Source organism: Brevibacillus parabrevis (assembly GCF_022701015.1).
GTDB lineage: Bacteria > Bacillota > Bacilli > Brevibacillales > Brevibacillaceae > Brevibacillus > Brevibacillus parabrevis.
The window spans coordinates 3,299,810-3,324,723 of sequence record NZ_CP064090.1 but is presented as its reverse complement, the minus strand read 5'-3'; the positions used below and the strand labels follow the sequence as shown (position 1 = coordinate 3,324,723).

The following is a 24,914-nucleotide window of genomic DNA, read 5'->3' as shown; positions in this document are numbered from 1 at the left end:
ATGAACGGCTACCTCACTACCTTGGTAAAGACACCCAAGGGGAGCAAGTTTATCGGTTGGCATGGAGATCAAAGCAAAAATGGCTGCCTCACTGCTTAGAAGAGCCTCTGAAGGTATGCAAGTCTATTGGATGGCTGACACGGAGATCAGTGTAAAAATAGCTGCTCCACTACCTTCGTAAAGACACCGAAGGCGAACCAATTTATAGGAAGACACGAGGAGCCGCGCTCACGCGAGGAAACTTGAAACAAACCAAAAAAAGACCTGCCCCTGATCGGCAAGTCTTTTTGGCTAACCCATAATTGCAAATTCGATTCATTACCGTTGGAACGCATCGGCGCTGCGAGGGCTGACCGCGCCTCTCAGGAAAGCTCTTGTTTCATGTTGGCAATCAGCTTGTCCGCGTTGTTCTCGTCGTTGTCAAACATCACGAGATCGTGCAGCACAATGCCGTCCACGTTTTGAATCGCTTGCGACATCGAGTCGGCAAGCTGTTGCATATCGATTTTTTCCGCTTTCTCCACGTCCAATACAAGTACAAGCTTTTTCTTCATGTGAAAATCCTCACTTTACGATAAAAATGATAGTAGCGCCAAGAACGTATATACAACGGCATTATACCAAATAAATGGCGGAGTATCGACAGCGACAATGGATGGAACGTGCTGTTCCCCTGACGTCATTGGACGTTCTCACTACGTTTGCCAAGCTGTTTGCAAATAGCGCCGAAACACACTATCGAGCACAGGCGTACAGTCTTGCTGACGGTCTGTAAACTCCTTGGCATCTTTCGTCAGTCTCTCCAGGCTGTCCTCAATATACTCGTGAATGACGTCGATTCGCGGTTCCATCCGAAGCTCATCTCCCGCCATTTTTCTGCGCAATAACTCATCGATTTCCCGCTTCAAGGCCGAATCGCTCACCATCTCGGATACCAACTGCTGAAACAGGAGCGGCGGATTCGTTTTGTTTTGTTTGATCCATTCGCAAGCGAGGAGCGGACGCAGCACATAAAAATATTTTTTGCTTTTTACATGATCGCCTTGCAAATCTTTTCGGTAATTCCCGCTCGCCATGCTCAAGTAATGGTGCATGGCTGTCTTCGGTGAGAACAAATCGCTGCTCAGACGAATAAGCTCATCACGGAAACCGAGGTCATCCTGATAAACGATTTCGGAAGCGAGCCATTCTTGCAACGCCGGATTCGATTTGCGAAACAGCTTGAGCGCTTTTCGAATGTCCCAGCCGTTTATATCCAAGACTTCATCAATCGGCAGCTCCAGAACATCTCGCTTGTCGTCGATCGATAAATACCACTCCGGCCTGTGAATATAGACAAAGCGCACGTCATAGTCGCTATCCTGCGACGGGAAACCCCAGGCCCGGCTCCCGGACTCGACAGCAAACAATATTTTCAGCGCATGTTCTCTTTCCATCTCCGCCAGCTTTTGCTGGATGACTTCCTTCATCGTCCTTCCCCCCTATTTGCTCTTCATTTAGATATGATGATGCAAAAAGCCCGCTGAATCGTCAAGCTTTGATCCAGCGAGCTTTTTTTGGCTGTTATTTTACAGTTACTTTAATTTCAACTTCTTCGCCTTTGTACGAAGCAGTAATGGTTGCTGTTCCTTTTGCTTTCGCTGTTACTTTTCCGCTATTGGATACAGTAGCTACCGAAGACTTGGAAGTGCTCCAGCTAGCTTTCGAACCAACGAGCTTTTTGCCGTCATATTTCAGCGTAATCGTTTCTTTGTCGCCTTTTTTCAGGCTCAAGCTGGTGTCGTCTGCCTCCAGCAAATCGCTGCCGCTTTTTGTGCCAACGGTAACCTCGATTTTCACTTCTTCGCCTTTGTAGCTCGCAGTGATAGTCGCTGTTCCTTTGTTTTTAGCAGTGATCGTGCCATCATCATCAACAGAAGCTACAGAGGATTTGGAAGATTTCCACTCAGCTTTGTTTCCTTTGATTTTTTCGCCGTCATAGCGGAGAGTAATGGTTTCCTCTTCGCCTTTTTTCATTTTGAGCTTGGTTTCGCTAGCTTCCAGGTCGCCAGACTCGTCGCCACTGTCAACTTTTACTTCAATCTCGATTTTATAGCCCTTGTATTCTGCTGTAACGGTTGCTGTTCCTTTGCCTTTGGCTGTGATTACGCCATCGTCGTCAACCGTAGCTACAGAGGTCTTGGAAGACTTCCATTCCGCTTTGGAGCCAGCCAGCTTTTCATCCTCATAAGTAAGCTTGATCGATTGACGCTCGCCTTTTTTCAATGAAATTTTGGACTCGCTGGCTTCCAGCTTGCCAGATTGATTCGCCGTTACTTTTACGCTAATGTCGACGCTTTTTCCTTTATAGGTGGCAGTGATGACTGTCGTTCCGCTTGCTTTTGCGGTAACAACGCCTCTTTTTACGGTTGCCACAGATTCGTTGGAAGAAGACCAGCTTGCATCGATTCCGTCAATGGTTTTGTTGTTGTATTTTAAAGTGATGGTTTGTTGTTGTCCTTTACGAATGCTGACAGATGAGCTGGAAGCATCCAATGTTGGCTCTTTGGATACCGACGCACGGATACGAATGGATTCGCCATTGTATCGTCCTGTAATGATAACCGTTCCTTCTTTGTAGCCGGACACGATGCCATTATGGACTGTCGCAAGCTTGCTGTTCGAAGTTGTCCAAGCAACAAGCGCTCCGTCCAGTGGTTGTCCATTGTAAGTCAGCTTCAGCTTGTATGGTTGACCGATAGTCACTTCTGCATAATACGAGCTTGCCTCAAAGCCTTTTTCCGATGCTTTTGCCACATAGCTACTGTTGTTCACAGCTTGCGGAGCCGATACTTGTGCGGAAGCGATGCCTGTCACAGACAGCTGAACCGTAAAAATGGTCGCTACAGCGAGAGAAATGTTTTTCATTGTTTTCATTTTCATCTTTTTACCCTCCACTTTGTTTCCTTCATCAAATAAGACGCACGAGTTGGAAAAATGTCACATCAAAATCATACGTTTTTTAGAAAAACATTTGTTTTTCAAAAAAACTTTTATTTGACGAGGGGTCTGTGGAGAAGTCGTTGCTCCCTATATGTATCGGCACATTTTCGATGAGCCATTTGCCCGCGAAAAGAAAAAATGCCTTCCAGCCTATGCCTGGAAGGCGAATGATGATGCTTGGAGGAGTTTCATCGCGTCGAGTACAGTACATAGTACGCTGGCAATGCAACGGTTGCTGTAGACATATCCCCATAAAACAGGGTGGCCCGGAGCCCGTTTTTTAAAAGGCATTCATAAAATGCTCAATTACCGGCTCTGACGGCTCGCTTCGGTCGTTGCCGCCAGGGTGAAAAATGGCGACGACATCAAAGCGGAAAGAAGCGATCGGCTGCTGCTGGGCCTGTATGTACGCCATCGCCAGCTGTCGCAGCTTTTGCTTCTTTTTCCACGTCACGGACTCAGCCGCAGTTCCAAAGGCCCAGCTGCTCCGCGTGCGCACCTCTACAAAGACGAGCGTCTTGTCGTCTTGGACAATCAGGTCGATCTCGCCTTGTTTCGTCCGGGTATTTTGCTCGACGATCCGATACCCTTTTTGCGCCAGATAACGCATCGCCAGCTGCTCGCCTTTTTGTCCGAGAAGCCTGCGGCGATCGCTCATCCTTTTGCGCCTCCCTTGTCAAGCCGATACACAAAGGCTAGAATCTCCGCTACAACCTGATACAGCTCGGGAGGGATTTGCTGATCGAGATCAAGCTTTCCCAGCACTTCTACCAGGGAAGGGTCCTCCTGGATCGGGATATCGTTCTCTTTGGCTGTTTTCAGGATGTTTTCGGCAACGAAGCCCTTTCCTTTTGCCACTACTTTAGGCGCTTCCATTACACCTGCCTGGTATTTGAGAGCGACGGCCTGTTTCCGTTTGTTTTCATGGTTGGGGGATTGGTTCATATGCGCACATCCATCCCTCTGTAGTCGGCAAATAGGGCCCCTTGCGCCTGACTGCTTCCTGCTGGCTTGCTTTGCCTGTCAGGAACAGGCTGGATTCGCATGGCGGACAGATGATAGCCTACATCGTTCAACTGTTGGGCAAACCGATCCTTTGTGCCTTGAGCCAGTGCCTCCAGCCAAGGGGAGTCATTGAAGATTTGCAGGTTCACAATCCGATTGACGATCCCGACGTCAATCATCGTCGTTCCCATGCCTTTCAGCTCCAGGTGGAAAAACAGTCGGCAATTTTCCGGGTCCAGCTTTCCACTTCCCTGCTTCTTCGATTCGATTTGGACAAAAGCGGTCTCTTCCCCTTCTGCCTGGCGAATCGGAATTTGCAGCACGATCTGGGACAGTGCCTGGTTGCTTGGCTGAACCATCATCAGTTGTTGTCCGGTTACTTGTTGCAACAATTGATCAGCTGCCTCGCGAAGCGCAGCGGGCACTGACTGTGCGGGAGCCTGGTTGATCTGCAAAAGCAACGATTTCACTGTCTCGATCTGCTTGTGCGTCCCTGCATCTGTCTGCTGTTGGCCCAGTGCCTGACCCATCAGCCCGCGTTCGTGGTTAATCCCGAGGTGTCGGAACAGTTCCACGAGCGGATTGGAGGATGCTGCACCGGATGCATTTGCCGCCACGGCTGGCTGGACAAGCGCAGAGGTCGACTGACCGCTTGCCGTCGCAGCGGCTTGCTTGTCAACAGGAGAAAGTCCGGCCGTTTGTCCCGGATTCGCCGCTTGTACATGTGGCGCACCAGACATCTGACTGTTGCCAGTCGCTCCAGCCAGTGCCGTGCCTCCAGTGTTCGGAGTTTCCGGTTGTACGGATGGGGCTACAGCAGCAGTCGTTTGTCGAACAGCAGGAGAAATGTCGGGAGCAACCGTCTTCTCCCCTGCCACGAGAGCTTGCGTAGCGCCGGGCAAATTGGTTTGGGCAACGGCACGATCAGCCCCTTGCCCTGTCAAAGCTTGTCCTGGCGCTGTATTCAGTGCGCTTGCAACTGGAGCAGAGCCGCCAGTGGGCGCTTTTGTCTGCGGATTCGCGATAATGGTCTGTGGCGCATTTTGACTGGCATTGCTTCCGGCAGCCTGCTGTCCGCCCGTGCTCGCTACTCCACCCTGCGTCACTGGTTTGGAGCCAGCCCCAGCCTCTCCGTTCTCTCCAGCCGCTACCAGCAAAGGCAGCGCCGTCAGCTTTTCCTTCAACTGGCTGACCACTTGACGAATATCCGCACTCGTCACTCCTGCTGAGTGAGCCTGCCCCATAGGAGCCGTCTGGCCCGGCAGTTTGTGCTCGCCACTTGCCTCCTCGCCCAAAAACATCGCGGCTTGCTGCAAAAAATTTTGGATCGTCTGCCCCAGCGGTTTGCCGGACATAAAAGCCTTCAAACCCGCAACCGAATCTGGTGTGAGCGGCAAATTTCGTTTCATTGCCAAAAGAAACGCATCTACTGTACTGTCATCCATCCCGATGCGCTGCGTCACTTGCGAAAATGCCTGAACGACTTCCTTGGTGACAGGCAAATTGGCATTTACCAGCGCTTGGACAATCGCTTTGCTCTCTTTTGTCTCCGTAATCCCGAGCGACCGCATCAAGTTCTCCAGAGAAGCTTCCTTGCCAGGTGCCTCAACAGGCGTATCCAGTACCTTCAAGGTTACGACCCCTGTTGAAGGCTGTACTTGCAGCCATGCCTTTTGACCCGCTTCGAGATTCGCTTCCAGCTTTGCCTGGACCTGCATTCCACCGATCTGAACCAGCGCCATTTGATCGGGATAATGCTTGACGACGGTTCCTTTGAATACTTGTCCTGGCGTCAGCTCCACCGGCTTGACTGTGGCGGAAGGAGTCTTTTGCACAAGGGATGATATAAGTTGCGACGGGGAAAACATACACTTCTCCTCCTCTGGAAAGCGCTCGGTAGTCGTTAGGCGTGCTCTTTCACCCCGGTAAATGTCACGCGGTGAAGAGGGGTTGGCCCGTATGTAGCAATCGCAGCCAAATGCTCCGCTGTGCCGTAGCCGGCATTTTTGTCGAAGCCATACTGCGGATACTGTTTGGCGTATTCCGCCATCATTCTGTCTCTGGTCACTTTCGCCACGATGGAGGCTGCTGCAATCGAGACGCTTTTCGCATCTCCGCCAATGATCGGAATTTGCTTGCACGCGACATCATTCAGTTGTACAGCATCGATCAACAGCACGTCAGCAGGTACTCCGGCATCCTCGATTGCGGCCTTCATCGCTTCCTTCGTAGCGGCCAAAATATTGATGGCATCAATGCGGGCGGCATCGACAATACCGATTCCGACCGCCACGGCATCCCGCATGATCACTTCGTAAAAAGCTTCGCGCGTAGCTACCGGAACTTTTTTGGAATCGTTCAAGCCTGGCAAATAAAAATCGGGCGGCAAGCAAACGCAGCTTGCGACGACAGGTCCTGCCAGCGGCCCTCTGCCCACCTCATCCACTCCAAACACGTGTGAATATCCTTTTTCGTGCAGCGCACGCTCGTATGCCGTCATCTCTGTCCACATTTGCGCGAGCTTGGCCCGACGCGCCATCGCCGCTTCTGCCTGCTTGGCCAGCGCCTGAACACCTGCCCGTTTATCTGCTTGTAAACATTGTAAAAAATCATTGGATATCTCGTCCAACTTTTCGATCGCCATTCGTATTTCTTTTATCGACATATCTGCCAGGTTCATTGACTCATTTCTCCTTCTTACGAAAAAAACCGTCTATCATCTATGGATAGACAGGTTTTCGTGTACGTCAATCGTGATCCGTCAGTGACAGCGGCTTTCCGATCGGCTCGTCCATCTCCCAATCGATCGGACGTTCCACGGAAATCGGGCCGAGCTTCCCTGAGCGCAGCTCTCGCAAAAAGATTTCGGCTGCTTTATCGTAGTCGATGTTGCCGCCAGAGATAAGGCAACCGCGTTTTTTTCCGACTTCCTCCAGCATGGAGACGCGGTCTTCCGGCAGTTCCTTCAGCTTGAAGCGCTCAAGCAAACGCTCTGGATAATAATGCATCATATAGGCGATGACGAACAGAGCTACTTCTGTGAAGTCGATCAGCTCGTCCTTGATCGCGCCACTTGCTGCCAACCGCAGTCCGACCATCTGATCTTCGAACTTGGGCCACAAAATTCCCGGTGTATCGAGAAGTTCCAGCGTGTCGCCCATCTTCACCCACTGCTGCGCCTTCGTGACAGCCGGACGATCGCCGGTCGCCGCTACAGAACGCTTGGACAGTCGGTTGATCAACGAAGATTTTCCTACGTTGGGGATTCCTAAAATCATGATGCGAATCGCGCGTCCCTGCATGCCGCGTTCACTGCGCTTCGCCAGCATCTCGGCCGCCAGCTCCTTGCACAGCTCTGGCAGCTTGTTCACGCCTTTTCCGCTCAAAGCGTCGATCGGCAACGTGCGGATGCCTTGCTTGCGGAAGTAAGAAATCCATTCGTCTGTAGCTTTTTCATCCGCCAAATCGGCCTTGTTCAGCAAAATCAATCGCGGCTTGTCACTGACAATCTCATCAATCATCGGATTCCGACTGGAAAGAGGCAGCCGCGCATCCAGAAGCTCGATAACCACATCAATCAATTTCAGCTTTTCCGTAACTTGCCGGCGAGCCTTCGCCATATGCCCGGGAAACCATTGGATCGTCATGTTGTCTCACCTACCTTGAAGCTATGCTTTTATCTCGTCATGCGAATACTTGCGAACGGCCAAAACGTAAACTCCGCTCTGCCCACTACCGTGCTGACAGCGACAGGACCAATCGCCCTGCTGTCATGGCTGTTGAGCCGATTGTCGCCCATCACAAAAATGTGACCCGCAGGTATCGCTACAGGGGAAAAATCGTTTGTGAAAAACGGCTCGCCCTGTTGTTTCGCTTGTTCTTTATGTTGTGCAAGATATGGTTCTTCAACCAATTTGCCGTTTATGTACAGCTGATCGCCTTTCACTTCGACGGTATCGCCCGCTACAGCGATGACGCGTTTGATGTAATCGCGCGTCTTCTCTGCATGAAACACGATAATATCTCCCGGCTTCGGCTCTTGCAAATAGTAGATGGCCTTGTTTACGACCAGTTTCTCGCTGTTATGTAACGTCGTTTCCATGGACTCGCCCTCGACAATAAACGGAGCGAACAAAAAGGTACGAATGAGAAAGGCGAGAATCAAGGCAATCCCGAGCGCCTTCGTCCATTCCCATAGCTCATTTTTCTTCGTGCGACTGGAGGCTACTTCTTCGCTCATCACTTACGCCCTCCCAAGATAGCTCGTCCAACCCTGTAAATGGAAAAAAGAGGCCTGGCAAGCAGACCAGTCCCCTTTTTAAGCGTTTCGCTTATCGACGAATTTCTTTAATACGAGCTGCTTTACCTACGCGATCGCGCAGATAGTACAGTTTCGCACGACGTACTTTACCATGACGCACGATTTCGATCTTGTCGATCTTAGGCGTGTGTACTGGGAACGTACGCTCAACACCTACGCCGTAAGAAATCTTACGAGCAGTAAATGTTTCGCTGACACCTGTACCGCGACGGCGAATAACTACGCCTTCGAACAGCTGAATACGCTCACGCTGACCCTCGATAACCTTAACGTGTACACGAACAGTGTCACCAGGTCGGAACGCAGGAATATCCTGTTTCAATTGCTCTTTTTCCAATTCACGGATAACTTGGTTCATTTAAATTCCCTCCTTCCGATAGACGTTCTTACTCGTCTTGCCAAATGGTCTCGGTCATCCAGTGGAGCCGAGTCACGAGTAGCGGACCGCCTTAGTCAGCGGGCAAAATTGCCACAAGAAGTATATTAACACAGTAGGCGCTAAACTACAAGGCCCGTTCTAACTTTTTTCCTCTGCGCTTTTCTCCTGCCCCTGTTCCCGCTCCAGCTCGGCCAAAAGCTTTTTCATTTCACCAGTCAGCTCAAGCTTCGAAAGCAAGTCGGGTCGGCGCGCTTTCGTTCTGCGCAGTGATTCCTTCAAGCGCCAGCGCTCGATGTTGGCATGATGACCGGACAGCAATATATCTGGCACCTTCCAGCCGCGAAACTCGGCTGGCCGCGTGTAGTGCGGATATTCGAGCAGCCCGGTGGAAAACGAATCCTCGACAGCAGACGTCTGGTTGCCGAGAGCGCCCGGCTGCAAGCGAACGACACTGTCGATCACCACCATTGCTGCCAGCTCGCCGCCTGTCAGCACATAATCGCCAATCGAAATCTCATCCGTGACCAGATGCTCGCGAATGCGTTCGTCATATCCTTCGTAATGACCGCAAATGAACACAAGATGCTCCTCCTGCGCCAGCTCCTCAGCGAGGCTCTGGTTGTACGGCACACCTTGCGGGCACATGAGGATGACGCGCGGCTTCTTGCCCCCTGGCAGAGCCTCTACTGCCCGAAACAACGGCTCAGGCTTGAGCACCATTCCCCCGCCGCCGCCGTACGGCGTATCGTCGACTGTACCGTGCTTGCTCTCGGAAAAATCGCGAAAGTTGGTGACCTGAAAGTCAACCAGTTCCTTCTCGCGAGCTTTTCCCAAAATGCTGCTGGACAAGACGCCCGCAAACATTTCGGGAAACAGCGTAAAAATGTCGATCCGCATCCGAAGTACCTCCTACAACAAGCCTTCCATCAGATGGCAGACCACGCGTTTGTTTGCAATGTCCACTTCTTTGATGCACTCATCGATAAACGGCAGCAAAATCTCGCCACGCTGCCCTTTTACGACCCACACATCGTTGGCTCCCGGCTGCATCACATCGACGATTTTGCCGAGCGCTTCCCCTTCGTCCGTGACAACCTCACAACCGATCAGCTGATGGATGTAAAACTCGTCATCGTCCAGCTCCATCAAGGCTTCTTCCGGGATTTTCAGCTCTCCGCCCTTGTATTTTTCGATATCGTTAATGTGGGAGTAGCCTTGGAAACTCAAAATCTCAAAGTCTTTATGGGCGCGACGGGTCTCGATTTTCAGTTTCAACGGCGCAGAGAGAGAGGCATGGAACAAAAACAGCTCGTTTCCTTTGCGAAACCGTTGATCAGGGAAATCAGTTGTTGAGGTGACACGTACTTCTCCCTTGAGCCCGTGCGTATTGACCAGCTTGCCCACCGTATAAAACTTTTGGTTGCTCACCGTATCCACTCCTTCTATTCTTCAGCCCGATGGCCTGGCGTCCGCCGAATTTCATGCACACGTCCGTCTTTTATCATGATTTCCGTTCCTGCCATGATTTCATCCCAAATATCGCCTTCCTGAATGGTAACAGGACTTTCCACGGTCTGATAGTCCATCTCGCTTCCCTCGGGAAGGCTCTCGGCCTGTTGCAGGGAAAAAGAGATTTGGGCGATTTTTTCCTTGCGTCGCCGCTCTTCCTGGGCGATCTTTTGTTGCGCGAGCGCATATGTATCCGCAGACTTTTTCTTCGCCTCGGCCAATATTTTTTTCGATTGAAATTGCCATTGCTCCCATTCGTCTCGCTGCTTGCGCAGTTGTCTGCTGTACTTGTCGATCAACACAGCACGGGAAGCTTCTGTCATAATGAGTTTGACTTGTACCGACCGAAAAATCGTGAGCATGCCCTGCCACTCCTTTCGACGTATCAGTCCACCATCTCGATTCAAACATCTCGCTATTCTTATTCAACCAAAAAAGACTGGGAAAGCTCCCAGCCTTTTTCTCAGACAATCTCAACCGTGACACGCTTGTCCGTTTCCACGGATGCCGCCATCACGACAGTGCGCAGGGCTTTAGCGATCCGTCCTTGCTTGCCGATAATCTTCCCCATATCATCCGGGTGCACCGACAATTCAAAGACGAGAGTGCGCTCTTTGTCCACTGCATTCACACGAACCTCATTCGGATGATCGACGAGAGCTTTAGCGATCGTTTCGACCAGCGCTTTCATCATCAGACCTCCAGATGACCGACTTATTTGCCGTATTTGGTTTCGTGTACTTTTGCGAGCACGCCTTCTTTGGAGAGAAGGTTACGAACGGTATCAGTTGGAGCTGCACCATTCAGGATCCATTGTACCGCTTTTTCGGTATCAATTTTCACCACTGCCGGTTGAGCAACCGGGTTGTAGTAACCGATTTCTTCAATGAAACGGCCATCGCGAGGGGAACGGGAGTCAGCTACTACTACACGGTAGAAAGGAGCTTTCTTGGAACCCATGCGTTTCAGACGAATTTTAACTGCCATGTTGTGTCACCTCCTGTATGGATCAACGCAAGATGAACATCTGCGTTGGTGCTACTATATCTGAACCATCGCGCTGTCTGACAAGTCAGCGGCGCGAAGAGATCATGCAATGCTTACTTGAACGGTGGTTTGAAATTGAAGGGGAAGTTCATGCCGCCTTGGTTGTTTCCTCCGCCCTTGCCCATGAACGGTAGTCCGAAGCCGCCTTTTTTCTTCGACTTCTTGACCATTTTGTCTGCGGCACCAGAGAATTGCTTCATCATCTTCTTCATTTCCTCGAATTGTTTGATGAACCGATTCACTTCCTGAATGCTTGTGCCGCTGCCGTTTGCAATGCGCTTGCGGCGGTTGGCGTTCAACAGATCAGGATTGGCGCGCTCCGCTTTGGTCATGGATTTGGCGATTGCTTCCACGCGGGCAATCTGCTTCTCGTCCACGTTCATTTTGCCTTTCATCTTGTTCATTCCTGGCAACATGCCGAGAATGTCTTCGAAAGGCCCCAAGTTGCGTAACTGCTGCATGGAATCCAAGAACATGTCGAAGGTAAATTCCCCTTGACGCATCTGGCGCTCCATGTCGCGCGCTTTCTCTTCATCCACAGATGCTTGCGCCTTTTCGATCAGGCTGAGCACATCGCCCATTCCCAAAATGCGGGAAGCCATGCGATCCGGATGGAACGGTTCGAGCGCATCCAGCTTTTCACCCATCGCCGCAAACTTGATCGGCTTTCCAGTGACAGCTTTGACGGACAGTGCCGCACCGCCTCGGGTATCACCGTCGAGCTTGGTGAGAACCACGCCAGTCAGTTCGAGCTGGCTGTTGAAGCTCTCCGCTACATTGACGGCATCTTGACCTGTCATCGAGTCCACGACGAGCAAAATCTCATCGGGCTTGGCAACTTCGCGAATTTGCTTCAACTCATCCATCAGCGCTTCATCGATGTGCAGGCGACCTGCCGTATCGAGAATCACGACATCCAGATGGTTTGTTTTCGCATGTTCGATCGCTTGCCGGGCGATATCAACAGGACTGACTTGATCTCCGAGAGAGAAGACGGGAACATTCAACTGCTCCCCCAAAACTTGCAGCTGCTTGATCGCAGCCGGACGGTAAATGTCCGCTGCCACCAGAAGCGGCTTCTTGTTTTGCTTTTGCAAATACTTGGCCAGCTTACCAGTTGTGGTCGTTTTCCCTGCCCCTTGCAAACCTGCCATCATGATGACAGTCGGCGGGCGGTGCGCCATCGTCAATTGAGCGACATTGCCACCCATCAGGGCGACCAGCTCTTCATTCACGATTTTGATAACCATTTGACCTGGTGTCAGGCTTTTCATGACTTCCTGGCCGACTGCGCGCTCTTTGACGCGAGCGACGAAGTCTTTTACTACTTTGAAGTTAACATCTGCTTCCAGCAGGGCAAGGCGAACTTCCCGCATTGCTTCGTTGACGACTGTTTCGTCAATTTTTCCTCTGCCGCGCAGTTTGTCAAATGCGTTTTGCAGCCGATTGGCCAAGCTTTCAAACGCCATGCGAGCCCTCCTAATCCATCTCTGACAGTTGGTGGAGCAAAGTATTCAGCTCGTCTCTTGTCTCGCTCTCTGCAAGCCCATTTACAAGCTCATTCATTCGTGCCAGCACTTCCATCCGCTTCTCGTGGCGATGTGCCAGATTAAGCTTCTGGTCGTATTCGAACAACTGCTTTTCCGCCCGCTTGATGTGGTCGTAAACAGCTTGTCGACTGACCTCGTGCATTTCCGCGATTTCTCCGAGCGACAAGTCATCCAGATAATACAGCTCCAGATATTCTCGCTGCTTGCCTTTGAGTAACGGTGCATAAAAGTCAAACAAGAGATTGACTTGATTGGTCTTTTCTAACATGAAACCAATCCTTTGCTGTGAGGTACTCGTTTCGAAACTGTAAAGGCTTTTTCTTTACAGCACGTAGATTATAGTACCTAATTCCACACCTAGTGTCAAGCATTTTTGTTGACATCTTTTTTTGACGTTCCAGACATTATGATATTACGCGTTTTCTTGCTCTTCGGCTTCATCTTTTTGAATCAATCCGGCAAACAAGGCGTGTACAAACTGTTCCGGATCGAATGCTTGCAAGTCATCCATCTTCTCGCCCAGACCGACGTATTTGACCGGGATGTTCAGCTCATTGCGGATCGCGATGACGATACCGCCCTTCGCCGTTCCGTCAAGCTTGGTCAGAACGAGTCCGGTCACTCCGGCAGACTGCCCGAATGTTTTCGCCTGGGACAGCGCGTTTTGGCCTGTCGTCGCGTCGAGGACGAGCAAGACTTCGTGCGGAGCGCCTGGCAGTTCGCGCTGCAAAACGCGGTGCACCTTCGCCAGTTCTTCCATAAGATTGACTTTGTTTTGCAGACGTCCAGCCGTATCGCACAAAAGCACATCGACTTTGCGCGATTTGGCAGCCTGGATCGCATCGTAGATGACGGCAGCCGGATCGGAGCCTTGCTGTTGCTTGATGACGTCGACACCGACGCGCTCTCCCCATACTTCCAGTTGCTCGATCGCTGCCGCCCGGAACGTATCGCCTGCTGCGAGCAGCACGTTTTTCCCTTGCTGCTTGAACATGTGCGCCATTTTTCCGATGGTCGTGGTTTTGCCCACGCCGTTAACGCCGACAAACAGCACAACGTTCAGACGTCCGTCCTCGATGTTGAGAGAGCTGTCTGCTGCTTCGTCGTTTTTCAACAAGTTGACGAGCTTCTCGGAAAGGATCGGTTGCAGGTCCAGGGCGTTTTCGATTTTTTGTTTACGCACTTCCGACCGCAAATCGTCGATCAGCTCCATTACGGTGTTGACCCCGACATCGGACGTGATCAAGATTTCTTCCAGTTCATCAAAGAAGTCGTCGTCGATTTTTTTGTAGCGGCGGACGAGGTCCTCCACTTTTTCCACCAGCAAATCTCTCGTTTTCGCCAATCCGTCGGTAAACTTTTGCGTTACCTCTTCGGATTTTTGCACGATCGCGTCACGAAGGCGCTTGAAAAAACTCATGATCATCTTCCTTTGCGGCTATTGTTTTCTCATCCATATTGCGCTTGGGCGCAAGAAATGTCACGCCCCGTTACGAGGCCGACTCCACGAATTTGTCGCTGTCCTCCAGCTTGACGGAAACCAGCTTGGACACGCCGCCTTCCTGCATCGTGATTCCGTACAGGACGTCAGCGCTCTCCATCGTGCCTTTGCGGTGTGTCACGCAAATAAACTGCGTCTGGCGGCTGAAATGCTGCATGTACTCGGCAAATCGGTTGACATTGGCTTCATCCAGCGCGGCTTCCACCTCGTCCAGTACGCAAAATGGCACAGGTTTGACACGCAGGATGGCAAACAACAGAGCCATCGCCGTCAGCGCGCGCTCGCCCCCGGAGAGCAGAGCCAGATTTTGCAGCTTTTTGCCCGGCGGCTGCGCTACGATGTCGATCCCCGTTTCGAGCAGGTTGTCCGGGTTGGACAGAAGCAAGTCGGCGCGACCTCCGCCGAACAATTGCACGAACACATCGCGGAACTGCTCGGAAATCGCTTCAAACGTCTCCTTGAAGCGGCGCGACATCTCCGCGTCCATCTCCTGAATCACCTGGTAGAGCATATCTTTTGCTTCATTCAAATCGGCTTCCTGGGCGCTCAAAAACTGCTGGCGCTCCGAGAGACGCTCGTACTCCTCGATGGCTCCGAGGTTTACGGTGCCGAGCGCAGCGATTTGCTTTTTGATTTTGGCGACGATTTGCGTTTCCTCTTGCAAGTCTCCGCGTGGCGGGTATTTCTGCTTCGCCAGATCGTAGCTCATTTCGTATTCTTCGGAGAGTTTATTCAACAGATGGTCGAGTTCCACCTCACCCCGGTTGACTTTCACTTCTTCCTGGTGAAGCTTCTCTTCCAGACTTTTGACTTCTCTGCGAATTTCTTTTACATGTACTTCAACCTGCTCTTGTTTGTGGAAAAGGGTCGCCCGCTCGTTGCGCCGCTCGGAAATCAGCCCGGCTACCCGCTCTTTGTCCTGGCGCAACTCCGCGATGCGCTGGTCCAGTTCCAGTCCTGACGATTCATTCGTCTGTTCCAGCTCGTCGAGAGCAGCCAGATTCGCATTTTGCTCCTCCCACTCGCGCTGAAGCAAGCTTTTTTGTTCCAACAAGCGCTCCGTTTGCTCCAGTCGGGATTGATGCTCCTGCTTCACCTGGGCGTTCAATACTTTGAGGCTGGTAATTTTCTGATTCATCTCTTCTTTTGATTCCAGCTGCTCCTGACGCTTGGCTTCCGCCTCGGCAATCAGCGCATTCAGCTGCTGTTCCTCTTGTTCCAGCACAACGAGGGAGGCTTGCAATTGTTCCTGCTTCTCGGAAGCTTCTTCTCTTTCCCGCTGGTAAGCGGCGATGTCCTGCTCAACCAGCTTGGCCCGCTCGCCCAGCGAACGCCCTTCTGCTTCCGCCTGCTGCAACAGGCCCTTGACTTCCTGCTCCTTCAACCGCAAGGCTTCCCCTTCCGAGCGAAGCGTTTCTTGCTCTTCTTCCATACGGCCAAGCTCACTGGTCAGTTGCTCCATTAGCGTAGTATGTCCAGAAATTGCCTCTTCGATTTCACGCATCTGCGCTTCCAGCTCATCTGCCTGCCGATTGCGGCCGAGAAGGTTGGTGCTGTTTTTCTTCAGCGCTCCCCCTGTCATCGAACCGCCTGCGTTGACAATATCCCCTTCGAGCGTAACGACGCGATACCGATAGCCGAGTGTACGCGCGACACGGTTGGCCTGCTCCAATTTTTCCGTAATGATGACATTGCCGAGCATGCTCTCCAAAATCGGGCGGTACGTTTCCTCAAACGAAACAAGCTCGCTGGCGATCCCGACAACGCCGCCTTCTTTTGCCAGCTGCTGCTTGTCTTGTGCCTGCAAGGTGCGCGGCCGAATGACATCCAGCGGCAAAAAGGTAGCGCGGCCTGCATTGTGCTGCTTCAAATAAGCAATCGCTGCGCGCCCGGCTGCCTCGTCGTCCACGACGACATTTTGCAATGCCCCGCCGAGCGCAACTTCAATGGCTGTCTCGTATTGCTGCGGCACGACGACCAGCTCGGCTACCGCACCGTGGATTCCTTTGAAGCCTCGCTCACGGGCTTTGAGAATTTCTTTTACCCCTTGCTGGAATCCGGCAAATTCGGACTGCATTTCCTTGATCAGATCGAGTCGCGACTTGGCCGCTTCCCTGCGCTGTTCGGACTGGCGAAGCTCCCGGCGAACCTGCTCCATCCGGGCTTGTCCGTCGCGCAGACCGTCCAGCAATTGCTTGTACCTCGCCACCGTATCTTGTATCGTTTGCTCGATTTTGGCCAACCGCTCTTGCAGTTCGGCGATTTTGACCTGACGCTGCACTTCTTCGAGATCGAGCTGCTCTTTTCCAGACAGCTGACGGTCGACACGCGCCTGAGAAGTTTGCACCAATTGCTGCTGGTGACGAATTTCGTTGCGCAGGTTCGCCATTTCGTTGAGCTTTTCAAAATAGTCGCCTTTCAAGCGCTCCACGTCATCCGTCAACGATTGCACCATGGCGAAAAACTGGCCTTCGGCTTCCTGCAAGGAGGCATGGGCCTCTGTCATTCGCTGCTCCGCTTCCTGCACGCGCTGCTTTTCTTCTGCAAGCTCTGCTTCGAGCGCATGCTGCTTTTCCGTCAGCTTGTGCATTTGCTCCATCGTCTGCTGGCGATTGGCACTCAAGTTGCGCATCCGCTCGCGCAATACTTCGCGCTGGCCTTCTACTTTTTCGGTTTCCTCGCTCACGGTCAAAAGAACTTGCTGCAACTCCTCAATCGACTGGTCGATTTGCGTGACAGAAAAGCGGGCTTGCTCCAAATCCGCTTCGTGCTTGCTCGCTTCCGTCGTTTGCGTAATCAGTTGCTCGCGCAGTTCCTGCACACGCTGCGAGGCAGCCTCCCACTTCGTATGGGCCGCCTCGATTTGTTGCACGTACAGAGCCACTTCATGCTCGACCAGCTTGCGGTGCAGCTCCTTGTAGGTTTTCGCCGTCTCGGCCTGCTCCTGCAACGGTCCAATCTGCTCCGTGATCTCGCTGACGATATCGTGGATGCGAATCAGGTTTTGCTCCGTGTCGTCCAGCTTCTTCTCGGCCTCTCGCTTGCGGGTCTTGTACTTGACGATTCCCGCTGCCTCTTCAAAAATTCCCCGGCGATCTTCCGATTTGGTACTGAGGATTTCTTCGATTTTTCCCTGACCGATAATGGAATACGCTTCTTTTCCCAGACCCGTATCCATAAACAGCTCCATAATATCTTTCAAGCGGCACGATCGGTTGTTTATGTAATACTCACTGTCGCCAGAGCGGTACACTCTGCGCGTAACGGAAACCTCCGAATATTCCACATCAAGCGAGCGATCGGTATTATCCAAGGTTAATGTCACTTCAGCAAAATTCACTGGCTTGCGCTTGTCGCTGCCCGCGAAAATGATATCTTCCATCTTCGCCCCGCGCAGCGATTTGGCGCTTTGTTCCCCGAGCACCCAGCGAATCGAGTCGGAAACGTTGCTTTTGCCGCTTCCGTTCGGGCCGACTACTGCTGTCACTCCCGGTACGAACTCCAATTCCGTCCTGTCGGCAAAAGATTTGAATCCTGCCAGCTCCAGACGTTTCAAATACATACGTACGATCCTCCTTACCAAACCCCACCCTGTTTGCTCGCCACCTGCTGTTATCCGCCGAATCCGGCAAAACACGCGGCCCAGATTGGATGGGTACCCGAAAAGAGCTCCTGCATGAGACAGGAGCTACTCCACTGCGAGGTTTCTTGGGTCTTTCCCCGTTAAGTGTATCATAGAAAGCCGTCATCACGCAGTATTTTCCCAGCTTTTCCAAGTCGGAACAAAGAAAGCTACACCACCTGCCTTTCGCAGATGATGCAGCTCCCTTTTCCGAGCTTTTATTTATCCCCCAGCTTTACCAATGCCCGCGCGGCGGCCTGCTGTTCCGCTTCCTTTTTGGAGCGGCCCGAGCCGATGCCAAGCGAACGATTGTTCAAAAGCACCTCAGATACGAACTCTCGATTGTGAGCTGGTCCTTTTTCTTCTACAATGCGATACTGGATGTCTCCCAGATTGTCCTGTTGAACAAATTCCTGCAACTGGCTCTTGAAGTCTGTAACCTGGGCAAACTCTCCCTTGTCGATTCTCGGATAAACGTATTTTTCCATAAAAGAAAACACGGCATCCAGGCCCTGATCCAAATAGAGGGCGCCAACAAAAGCTTCAAATACGTCCGCTAGCAAGGCAGGTCGCTGACGGCCGCCCGTCAGCTCTTCCCCTTTTCCCAGCAAAACGAGATCGCCAAAATTCAGTAGCTCAGCAAATTTAACCAGAGAAGGCTCACAGACAATCGCTGCCCGCAGTTTTGTCATCTCTCCCTCGCTCATCTTGGGAAAAGTTTTGTACAAAAACTGGGAAACCGTCAATTCGAGCACCGCATCTCCCAAAAATTCCAGCCGTTCATTGTCTGATATCCGTTTGCCGCGTTGCTCGTTCACGTAGGAAGAATGGGTGAATGCCTGCCGCAGAACGCTTTCATCATGAAAGCGAAAGCCGATCTTCTCTTGCAGCTGCGCAAAATTCATCACCCTCACCACCATTCCAGGAGACTGCCTACTTTTTCTCTCAGTAGGGCTCATTTATGCTTCGTATCGCTTCAGGATCACCGTAGCATTATGACCGCCGAATCCAAATGTATTGGACACAGCCACATGGACGGTCGCCTTGCGCGCATGGTTAGGAACATAGTCGAGATCACATTCCGGATCAGGATTTTCCAGGTTGATGGTAGGAGGAAGCACCTGATCGCGCAGAGCGAAAGCAGTCGCGATCGCTTCAATACCGCCTGTGGCGCCGAGCAAATGGCCTGTCATCGACTTGGTGGAGCTGACAGCCAGCTTGTAAGCGTGTTCGCCAAAGACGTCTTTAATCGCCTGCGTTTCTGCGATATCCCCTTGGTCAGTGGAAGTTCCGTGTGCGTTGATATAGCCTACTTCTGTCGGGTCGATTCCCGCGTCACGCAGGGCGTTTTTCATGCAGCGCGCAGCCCCTTCTCCCCCTGGAGATGGAGAAGTGATGTGATGGGCGTCAGCACTCATGCCATAGCCGATCACTTCGGCGATGATGTTCGCGCCGCGCTTTTTCGCATGCTCGAGTTCTTCCAGGATCAGGACGCCTGCCCCTTCTCCCATGACAAAACCATCGCGATCCTTGTCAAAAGGACGGGATGCTTTTTGCGGCTCGTCGTTGCGCGTGGACATCGCTTTGGCGGAACAAAAGCCGGCAAACGCCATCGGGCGAACGGTCGCTTCCGCTCCACCTGCGATCATCACGTCGGCATGATCAAACTGGATCAAACGCAGAGCGTCGCCGATTGCGTTCGTCCCCGTTGCACATGCGGTAATCGCACTGGATGTTGGCCCTTTTGCACCGTATTGGATCGATACTGCTCCAGACGCCATGTTCGCAATCAGCATCGGAATAAAGAACGGACTCACGCGGCGCGGTCCTTTTTCCAACAGCACGGAATGCTGCTCTTCCCATGTAGACAGCCCGCCAATACCGGACCCGATGTATACACCCACTCGTTCCGCATTTTCTGGCGTGATTTCCAGTTTCGCATCCTCTACCGCCATTTTGGCAGCAGCCAATCCAAACTGAACGAATCGGTCTGTACGTCGTATTTCTTTTTTGTCCATATACAGCTCGGGATTGAAGTCTTTTACTTCTCCCGCAATCTGTGTCGGATAATCAGTAGCGTCAAAAGCAGTCAGGCGGTCAATGCCTGATTTTCCTTCCAGCAAACTGTTCCAGAAGGTCTGCGCGTCATTTCCCACCGGAGAAATAACACCGACGCCCGTAATCACCACTCTTCGTTTCATTACGATCACCTCTATATGAAAGTCAGCAGTCAGCCTGTTACTTACACTTCATGCCCAACATAGCTTCCCCGTATGTATTCTCTGCAATTGAAGGAGAAGTCCCGTATGGTACGGGACTTCCAACTGATGGATCTACTTGTGAGATTCTATGTATTTAACAACCTCACCAACAGAAGTGATCTTTTCAGCATCTTCGTCAGAAATCTCTAAATCAAACTCGTCTTCGAGTTCCATTACGAGTTCCACTACATCCAGGGAGTCAGCGCCCAGGTCTTCTTTGAAAGAAGCTTCCAAAGTAATCTTGGACTCATCTACACCCAGACGATCGACGATGATTTTCTTCACGCGTTCCAATGTATCTGCCATCTTGCTTCACCCCCTCTCCCGTATTATAGTGGATGAGCTTTCAAAAAACCAGTTTACATATACATGCCGCCGTCTACATGCAAGGTTTGGCCTGTCATGTAGTTGGCTGCATCAGAAGCAAGGAACAAAACAACAGACGCGATGTCTTCGGTTTGACCGAGACGGGCGAGTGGAATCTGGCTGATCAGGCCCGCTTTGATGTCTTCCGGCAGGACGTCTGTCATTTCTGTAGCGATGAAACCTGGCGCTACCGCGTTCACGGTGATGCCACGGCTCGCCAGCTCGCGTGCAGCAGTCTTGGTCAGACCGATGACGCCTGCTTTGGCCGCTACGTAGTTTGCTTGTCCTGCATTGCCGAGTACACCTACAACGGATGTGATGTTGATGATTTTTCCCGAACGCTGCTTCATCATCGGACGAGTAGCTGCTTTCAGGCAGTTGAACACGCCTTTGAGATTCGTGGCGATGACGTCATCCCACTCTTCTTCTTTCATGCGCATCAACAAGTTATCGCGGGTAATCCCTGCGTTGTTGACGAGAATGTCGATGGTCCCGAAGTGATCGAGCGCCGCTTTGAACATGTCGCCCACTTCTTCTGTCGAGGACACATTGGCGCGAACCATGATGGCGTCGCGGCCGAGCTCCTTGATCATCGCGACTGTTTCACTGGCTGCCGCTTCGCTTCCTGCGTAGTTAACGACCACATTCGCTCCTGCTGCGGCCAGCTTGAGTGCGATCGCGCGGCCGATTCCGCGGGAAGCGCCTGTGACGAGTGCTGTTTTTCCTGTTAGCATAATACCCCTCCGTTCAAAAGCTCAGTCAAGGACTCCATATCCTGTACAGAAATAATCGTCGTGTCTGCCGGAGCGATTTTTTTGATCAGTCCAGCAAGCACTTTTCCTGGCCCGATCTCCACAAAAGTGGTCACGCCCGCTTCCACCATCCACTGTACGGAATCCTCCCACAGAACTGGAGCCGATACTTGCGAAACCAGTTGTTCCACAATCGCCGCCGCTTCGGTAACAGGTCGCGCCGTTACGTTTGCCACGACCGGAACGGTTGCTTCCCGGACAGATACGCCTGCAAGCACGGCCTGCAATTTATCCGCAGCAGGCTGCATGAGGCTGGAGTGGAACGGTCCGCTTACGTTCAGCGGCAGAACACGCTTCGCCCCCGCTGCCTTCGCCTGCTCGCCAGCCAGTTTGACACCTTCGGCGGAACCGGAGATGACAATTTGGCCCGGACAGTTCATGTTCGCCGGTTGTACCGGGTGTCCGGAAGCAGTCACGTCTTCGCAAATCGCTTGCAAAGCGGAGCGCTCCATGTTCAGGACAGCTGCCATCGCGCCCTGCCCTGCCGGAACCGCTTCTTCCATGAATTGACCGCGTGCACGGACCGTTTTTACCGCGTCAGCAAAAGACAACGCTCCTGCTGCAACCAGTGCCGAATATTCGCCCAGACTGTGTCCAGCCACGAATGCCGGAGTGAAGTCAGGACGCTGTTCTTGCAAAGCTGCCAATACCGCGACGCTCGCCGTCAAAATCGCCGGCTGCGTGTTAGCCGTCAGCTTCAGTTCTTCTTCCGGGCCGTTGAAGCACAAGCCGGACAGCGAAAAGCCGAGCGCTTCATCTGCCTGCTGAAAAATGTGGCGGGCTGCCTCCGACTGTTCACTGAGCGCCTGGCCCATTCCTACGAATTGCGAGCCCTGCCCCGGAAAAACAAATGCTACTTTCCCCACTACTGTCCGCTCCCTTCTGCTGGCGTGGTCGACCATTTCAAGAGTGTCGCTCCCCAAGTCAATCCGCCGCCAAAGCCTACGAGAATCACATTGTCGCCTTCTTTGATGCGTCCAGCTTCGACCGCTTCATCGAGTGCAACCGGAATCGATGCAGAAGACATGTTGCCGTAACGGTCGAGGTTGATCGCCACTTTTTCTTCGGACAAGCCGAAGCGTTGCACAGCCGAATCGATAATTCGCTTGTTCGCCTGGTGCGGCACGAGCAGGTCGATGTTTTCGCGGTCTACGCCCGCTTTGGCAAGAACCGCTTCTGTGGCAGAGTTCATCACGCGCACAGCGAATTTGAACACCTCTCCGCCCGCCATGGCCAAGTAGTGCAGATCGTTTTCCACCGATTCGCTGGAAGCAGGGATGCGCGAGCCGCCCGCTGGCAGACACAGCAAAGGTCCGCCCGATCCGTCTGCACCCAATTCAAACGACTGGAAGCCGAAGCCTTCTTTCACTTCGCCGATGACAGCAGCACCCGCGCCGTCGCCAAACAGCACGCAAGTATTGCGGTCTTTATAGTTCGTAATTTTGGACAGCGTTTCAACCCCTACCACCAAAATGTGCTTGTAAAACCCATTGGCGATGAACTGGGTCGCTGTCGTAATGCCGTACAAAAAGCCGGTGCAGGCAGCAGACAAATCTACCGCAGCCGCACGCTTTGCTCCCAGCTTTTCCTGCAAAATGCAGGCAGTGGATGGGAACATCGTGTCCGGCGTCACCGTAGCGACGATAATCATGTCCAGTTGCTCTGCGCTGATGTTGGCTTTTGCCAACGCTTTTTTCGCAGCTTCGTAAGCGAGATCAGAAGATGCTTGCTCAGTCGAGCAGATCCGGCGTTCCCGGATTCCAGTACGGGAAACAATCCACTCATCAGATGTTTCCACCATTTTTTCCAGATCGAAGTTGCTAAGCACCCTGTCAGGGGTGTAAGAACCTGTAGCCAAAATGCCTACTGAACGCTTTTTATCCATCTGCCTCACTCGCTTTCTCCCGTTATATTTTTCTGTAGTGCCTGCGCAATGACTTCATTGACATCTTGCCGCACAAAGCGAGCTGCGCTGGCAATCGCGTTTTTCATCGCTCTCTCGTCAGAGGAGCCATGAGCCTTGATCACAGGGCTTTTCAAGCCCAATAACGGCGCTCCCCCGTATTCCGCGTAGTCCATTTTCTTCTTGAAGCGCATGAGTCCCGGCTTTAAGATGGCCGCTCCTACTTTATTAATCAGACTCGAAGTAAACTCCTGCTTCAACTGCGAAAAGATTGTGGAAGCAGCGCCCTCTACCGCTTTCAGCAGCACGTTGCCGACGAAGCCGTCACAAACCAGCACGTCACATGCCCCTTCCATGACGTCGCGCGCTTCCACATTGCCGACGAAATTCAGGTCTGCCTGGGACAGCAGCGGGAACACCGCTTTGGTCAGCTCATTCCCTTTGCCTTCTTCTGTCCCTACGTTGAGCAGTCCTACTTTTGGATTTTCGAATCCAAGCACTTTTTCTGCGTACAGGCTGCCCATCACCGCGTATTGCAGCAGGTGATGCGGCTTCGCATCCATGTTGGCCCCCACATCAAGTGTGAGTGTTACGCGGCCTTTTTTATTCGGGATATAAGCGGCCAGCGCCGGGCGCTCGATGCCTTCCATGCGGCCTGCGTACAGCAGACCTGCCGTCATGAGCGCGCCCGTGTTTCCCGCCGAAATCGCTGCATCCACGATCTTTTCACGTGCCATCTCAACTGCAACAACCAGCGAGGAATTTTTCTTGCGACGTACAGCTCGAACCGGCTCATCATCTGGCAAAATCACTTCTGTCGTAGGAACAATCTCGATGTTTGCCGGCGCGTCTTGCGGCAAGTGGTTCCGAATGGCTTGTTCATCTCCCACCAGTACAACCGTAATGGCCGGGTTTTCCTTGATGGCAGCAAGTGCTCCTAATACTGTACTTTGTGGTGCGTTGTCGCCGCCCATCGCATCAACTGCAATTCGCAACCGTGTCTCCTCCTTACCTCTCATTCATGCCGATTTTGTGCGACAGTCATTTCCACAACCCGGAATGTCGCTGTAAAGACCAATTCACCTTGAACTTTCGTCTCCACGCGCACTTTGCACTCGTCGCCGTCTCGGCTGCGTACTACTGCCTTCGCGACCAGCTTTTCGCCAATGCGCACGGGGCGCACAAAGCGAATCCGGGCTGTAGCTGTCAGCGCCACATCGGCATTAATGACTGCTACTGCCAAAGAGTTAGCCTGGGCAAAAATATAATGGCCCCGGGCAATTTGTGTTTTGGAAAAAACGTGCTCTTCTTTTATTTCCAATACGGAAATAGCTTGGGAATCGAGCTGCAAGTCGATGATCTCCCCGATTACTTCCTCAATCCCTAACGACTTCACGGGATCAAGGCTTTTCTCCGCAACCGATTTGATCCGCTCCCGAAGCTCCGGAATCCCAAGCTCCAATCGATCTAGTCGTATTGTTTGAATGCTGACATGAAATAACTCAGCCAGATCTTCGTCCGTCGCAAATGGATTATCCGCCAGCGACTGCACCAAGCGGGTCTGGCGGTCTTTTTTTGGCAAGCGGGCGATGCGAAACACCCCCTAGCAAGATTCTTGTTTCGGATATGTATGATTGCGAGCTGTTTTTAATACCA

General features: G+C 52.2%; 27 protein-coding genes. All 27 read right to left on the bottom strand.

Annotated elements, in window-relative coordinates:
• Window positions 1–362 precede the first annotated feature (362 nt).
• The 27 genes from IRJ17_RS15960 to fapR all read right to left on the bottom strand — a co-directional run bounded on the left by IRJ17_RS15960 (window position 363) and on the right by fapR (window position 24,858).
• On the bottom strand, window positions 363–554 hold the full coding sequence (locus IRJ17_RS15960) for a hypothetical protein (RefSeq protein ID WP_242771089.1): 192 nt from the start codon (window positions 552–554) through the stop codon (window positions 363–365).
• Between the two features lie 141 nt (window positions 555–695).
• On the bottom strand, window positions 696–1,469 hold the full coding sequence (locus tag IRJ17_RS15955; protein ID WP_242771087.1) for a nucleotidyltransferase domain-containing protein: 774 nt from the start codon (window positions 1,467–1,469) through the stop codon (window positions 696–698).
• Window positions 1,470–1,563: 94 nt separating this feature from the next.
• The gene (locus tag IRJ17_RS15950) at window positions 1,564–2,922 is read right to left on the bottom strand and encodes an Ig-like domain-containing protein (protein WP_122965174.1); all 1,359 of its coding nucleotides are present in this window, start codon (window positions 2,920–2,922) and stop codon (window positions 1,564–1,566) included.
• A gap of 340 nt (window positions 2,923–3,262) precedes the next feature.
• Window positions 3,263–3,640: a YraN family protein gene (locus tag IRJ17_RS15945; RefSeq protein WP_122965173.1), complete on the bottom strand. Its 378-nt coding sequence runs from the start codon at window positions 3,638–3,640 to the stop codon at window positions 3,263–3,265.
• The gene (locus IRJ17_RS15940; protein WP_122965172.1) at window positions 3,637–3,927 is read right to left on the bottom strand and encodes an EscU/YscU/HrcU family type III secretion system export apparatus switch protein; all 291 of its coding nucleotides are present in this window, start codon (window positions 3,925–3,927) and stop codon (window positions 3,637–3,639) included. Before IRJ17_RS15940 ends, IRJ17_RS15945 begins: the two co-directional genes overlap by 4 nt.
• Entirely contained in the window at window positions 3,924–5,855 is a 1,932-nt protein-coding gene (locus IRJ17_RS15935; RefSeq protein WP_122965171.1) for a hypothetical protein, read from the bottom strand. Before IRJ17_RS15935 ends, IRJ17_RS15940 begins: the two co-directional genes overlap by 4 nt.
• A gap of 35 nt (window positions 5,856–5,890) precedes the next feature.
• Window positions 5,891–6,667 carry a ribonuclease HII gene (locus tag IRJ17_RS15930; protein WP_122965170.1) on the bottom strand — a complete coding sequence of 259 codons (777 nt, stop codon included), beginning with the start codon at window positions 6,665–6,667 and terminating at the stop codon, window positions 5,891–5,893.
• 67 nt (window positions 6,668–6,734) lie between these two features.
• On the bottom strand, window positions 6,735–7,634 hold the full coding sequence (ylqF, locus tag IRJ17_RS15925; protein WP_063227664.1) for a ribosome biogenesis GTPase YlqF: 900 nt from the start codon (window positions 7,632–7,634) through the stop codon (window positions 6,735–6,737).
• Between the two features lie 29 nt (window positions 7,635–7,663).
• A complete protein-coding gene (lepB, locus tag IRJ17_RS15920) occupies window positions 7,664–8,227 on the bottom strand; it encodes a signal peptidase I (RefSeq protein ID WP_122965169.1) in 564 nt (187 codons plus the stop codon).
• A 91-nt stretch (window positions 8,228–8,318) separates the two neighbouring features.
• Window positions 8,319–8,666 (bottom strand): 50S ribosomal protein L19, encoded by a 348-nt coding sequence (gene rplS / locus IRJ17_RS15915; RefSeq protein ID WP_049738740.1) that lies wholly within the window; start codon window positions 8,664–8,666, stop codon window positions 8,319–8,321.
• A gap of 159 nt (window positions 8,667–8,825) precedes the next feature.
• Window positions 8,826–9,584 carry a tRNA (guanosine(37)-N1)-methyltransferase TrmD gene (gene trmD, locus IRJ17_RS15910; RefSeq protein ID WP_173596481.1) on the bottom strand — a complete coding sequence of 253 codons (759 nt, stop codon included), beginning with the start codon at window positions 9,582–9,584 and terminating at the stop codon, window positions 8,826–8,828.
• 12 nt (window positions 9,585–9,596) lie between these two features.
• Entirely contained in the window at window positions 9,597–10,115 is a 519-nt protein-coding gene (gene rimM / locus IRJ17_RS15905) for a ribosome maturation factor RimM (protein ID WP_242771084.1), read from the bottom strand.
• A 14-nt stretch (window positions 10,116–10,129) separates the two neighbouring features.
• Window positions 10,130–10,558, bottom strand: coding sequence for a YlqD family protein (locus tag IRJ17_RS15900; RefSeq protein ID WP_063227668.1), 429 nt, complete (start codon window positions 10,556–10,558; stop codon window positions 10,130–10,132).
• A gap of 101 nt (window positions 10,559–10,659) precedes the next feature.
• Window positions 10,660–10,887, bottom strand: coding sequence for a KH domain-containing protein (locus tag IRJ17_RS15895; RefSeq protein ID WP_005834320.1), 228 nt, complete (start codon window positions 10,885–10,887; stop codon window positions 10,660–10,662).
• Between the two features lie 23 nt (window positions 10,888–10,910).
• The gene (gene rpsP / locus IRJ17_RS15890) at window positions 10,911–11,183 is read right to left on the bottom strand and encodes a 30S ribosomal protein S16 (RefSeq protein ID WP_005834322.1); all 273 of its coding nucleotides are present in this window, start codon (window positions 11,181–11,183) and stop codon (window positions 10,911–10,913) included.
• Between the two features lie 113 nt (window positions 11,184–11,296).
• Window positions 11,297–12,712 carry a signal recognition particle protein gene (gene ffh, locus IRJ17_RS15885; protein ID WP_063227669.1) on the bottom strand — a complete coding sequence of 472 codons (1,416 nt, stop codon included), beginning with the start codon at window positions 12,710–12,712 and terminating at the stop codon, window positions 11,297–11,299.
• A 10-nt stretch (window positions 12,713–12,722) separates the two neighbouring features.
• Window positions 12,723–13,061, bottom strand: a complete 339-nt coding sequence (locus tag IRJ17_RS15880; RefSeq protein WP_063227670.1) for a putative DNA-binding protein — start codon at window positions 13,059–13,061, stop codon at window positions 12,723–12,725.
• Between the two features lie 144 nt (window positions 13,062–13,205).
• Window positions 13,206–14,213 carry a signal recognition particle-docking protein FtsY gene (ftsY, locus tag IRJ17_RS15875; protein WP_122965167.1) on the bottom strand — a complete coding sequence of 336 codons (1,008 nt, stop codon included), beginning with the start codon at window positions 14,211–14,213 and terminating at the stop codon, window positions 13,206–13,208.
• 70 nt (window positions 14,214–14,283) lie between these two features.
• A complete protein-coding gene (smc, locus tag IRJ17_RS15870) occupies window positions 14,284–17,856 on the bottom strand; it encodes a chromosome segregation protein SMC (RefSeq protein ID WP_173598889.1) in 3,573 nt (1,190 codons plus the stop codon).
• Between the two features lie 278 nt (window positions 17,857–18,134).
• Window positions 18,135–18,821, bottom strand: coding sequence for a ribonuclease III (rnc, locus tag IRJ17_RS15865; protein WP_269747568.1), 687 nt, complete (start codon window positions 18,819–18,821; stop codon window positions 18,135–18,137).
• 54 nt (window positions 18,822–18,875) lie between these two features.
• On the bottom strand, window positions 18,876–20,117 hold the full coding sequence (gene fabF, locus IRJ17_RS15860) for a beta-ketoacyl-ACP synthase II (RefSeq protein WP_063227674.1): 1,242 nt from the start codon (window positions 20,115–20,117) through the stop codon (window positions 18,876–18,878).
• A gap of 132 nt (window positions 20,118–20,249) precedes the next feature.
• Window positions 20,250–20,483, bottom strand: coding sequence for an acyl carrier protein (gene acpP, locus IRJ17_RS15855; protein WP_005834336.1), 234 nt, complete (start codon window positions 20,481–20,483; stop codon window positions 20,250–20,252).
• Between the two features lie 53 nt (window positions 20,484–20,536).
• Window positions 20,537–21,277: a 3-oxoacyl-[acyl-carrier-protein] reductase gene (fabG, locus tag IRJ17_RS15850; RefSeq protein WP_122965165.1), complete on the bottom strand. Its 741-nt coding sequence runs from the start codon at window positions 21,275–21,277 to the stop codon at window positions 20,537–20,539.
• Window positions 21,271–22,221: an ACP S-malonyltransferase gene (gene fabD, locus IRJ17_RS15845; protein WP_242771082.1), complete on the bottom strand. Its 951-nt coding sequence runs from the start codon at window positions 22,219–22,221 to the stop codon at window positions 21,271–21,273. The genes fabG and fabD overlap by 7 nt, the downstream gene beginning before the upstream one ends.
• On the bottom strand, window positions 22,221–23,240 hold the full coding sequence (locus IRJ17_RS15840; RefSeq protein ID WP_122965479.1) for a beta-ketoacyl-ACP synthase III: 1,020 nt from the start codon (window positions 23,238–23,240) through the stop codon (window positions 22,221–22,223). Before IRJ17_RS15840 ends, fabD begins: the two co-directional genes overlap by 1 nt.
• A 5-nt stretch (window positions 23,241–23,245) precedes the next feature.
• Window positions 23,246–24,253 carry a phosphate acyltransferase PlsX gene (gene plsX / locus IRJ17_RS15835; RefSeq protein ID WP_173596480.1) on the bottom strand — a complete coding sequence of 336 codons (1,008 nt, stop codon included), beginning with the start codon at window positions 24,251–24,253 and terminating at the stop codon, window positions 23,246–23,248.
• A 20-nt stretch (window positions 24,254–24,273) separates the two neighbouring features.
• Window positions 24,274–24,858 (bottom strand): transcription factor FapR, encoded by a 585-nt coding sequence (gene fapR / locus IRJ17_RS15830; protein WP_122965162.1) that lies wholly within the window; start codon window positions 24,856–24,858, stop codon window positions 24,274–24,276.
• Between the last annotated feature and the right edge of the window lie 56 nt (window positions 24,859–24,914).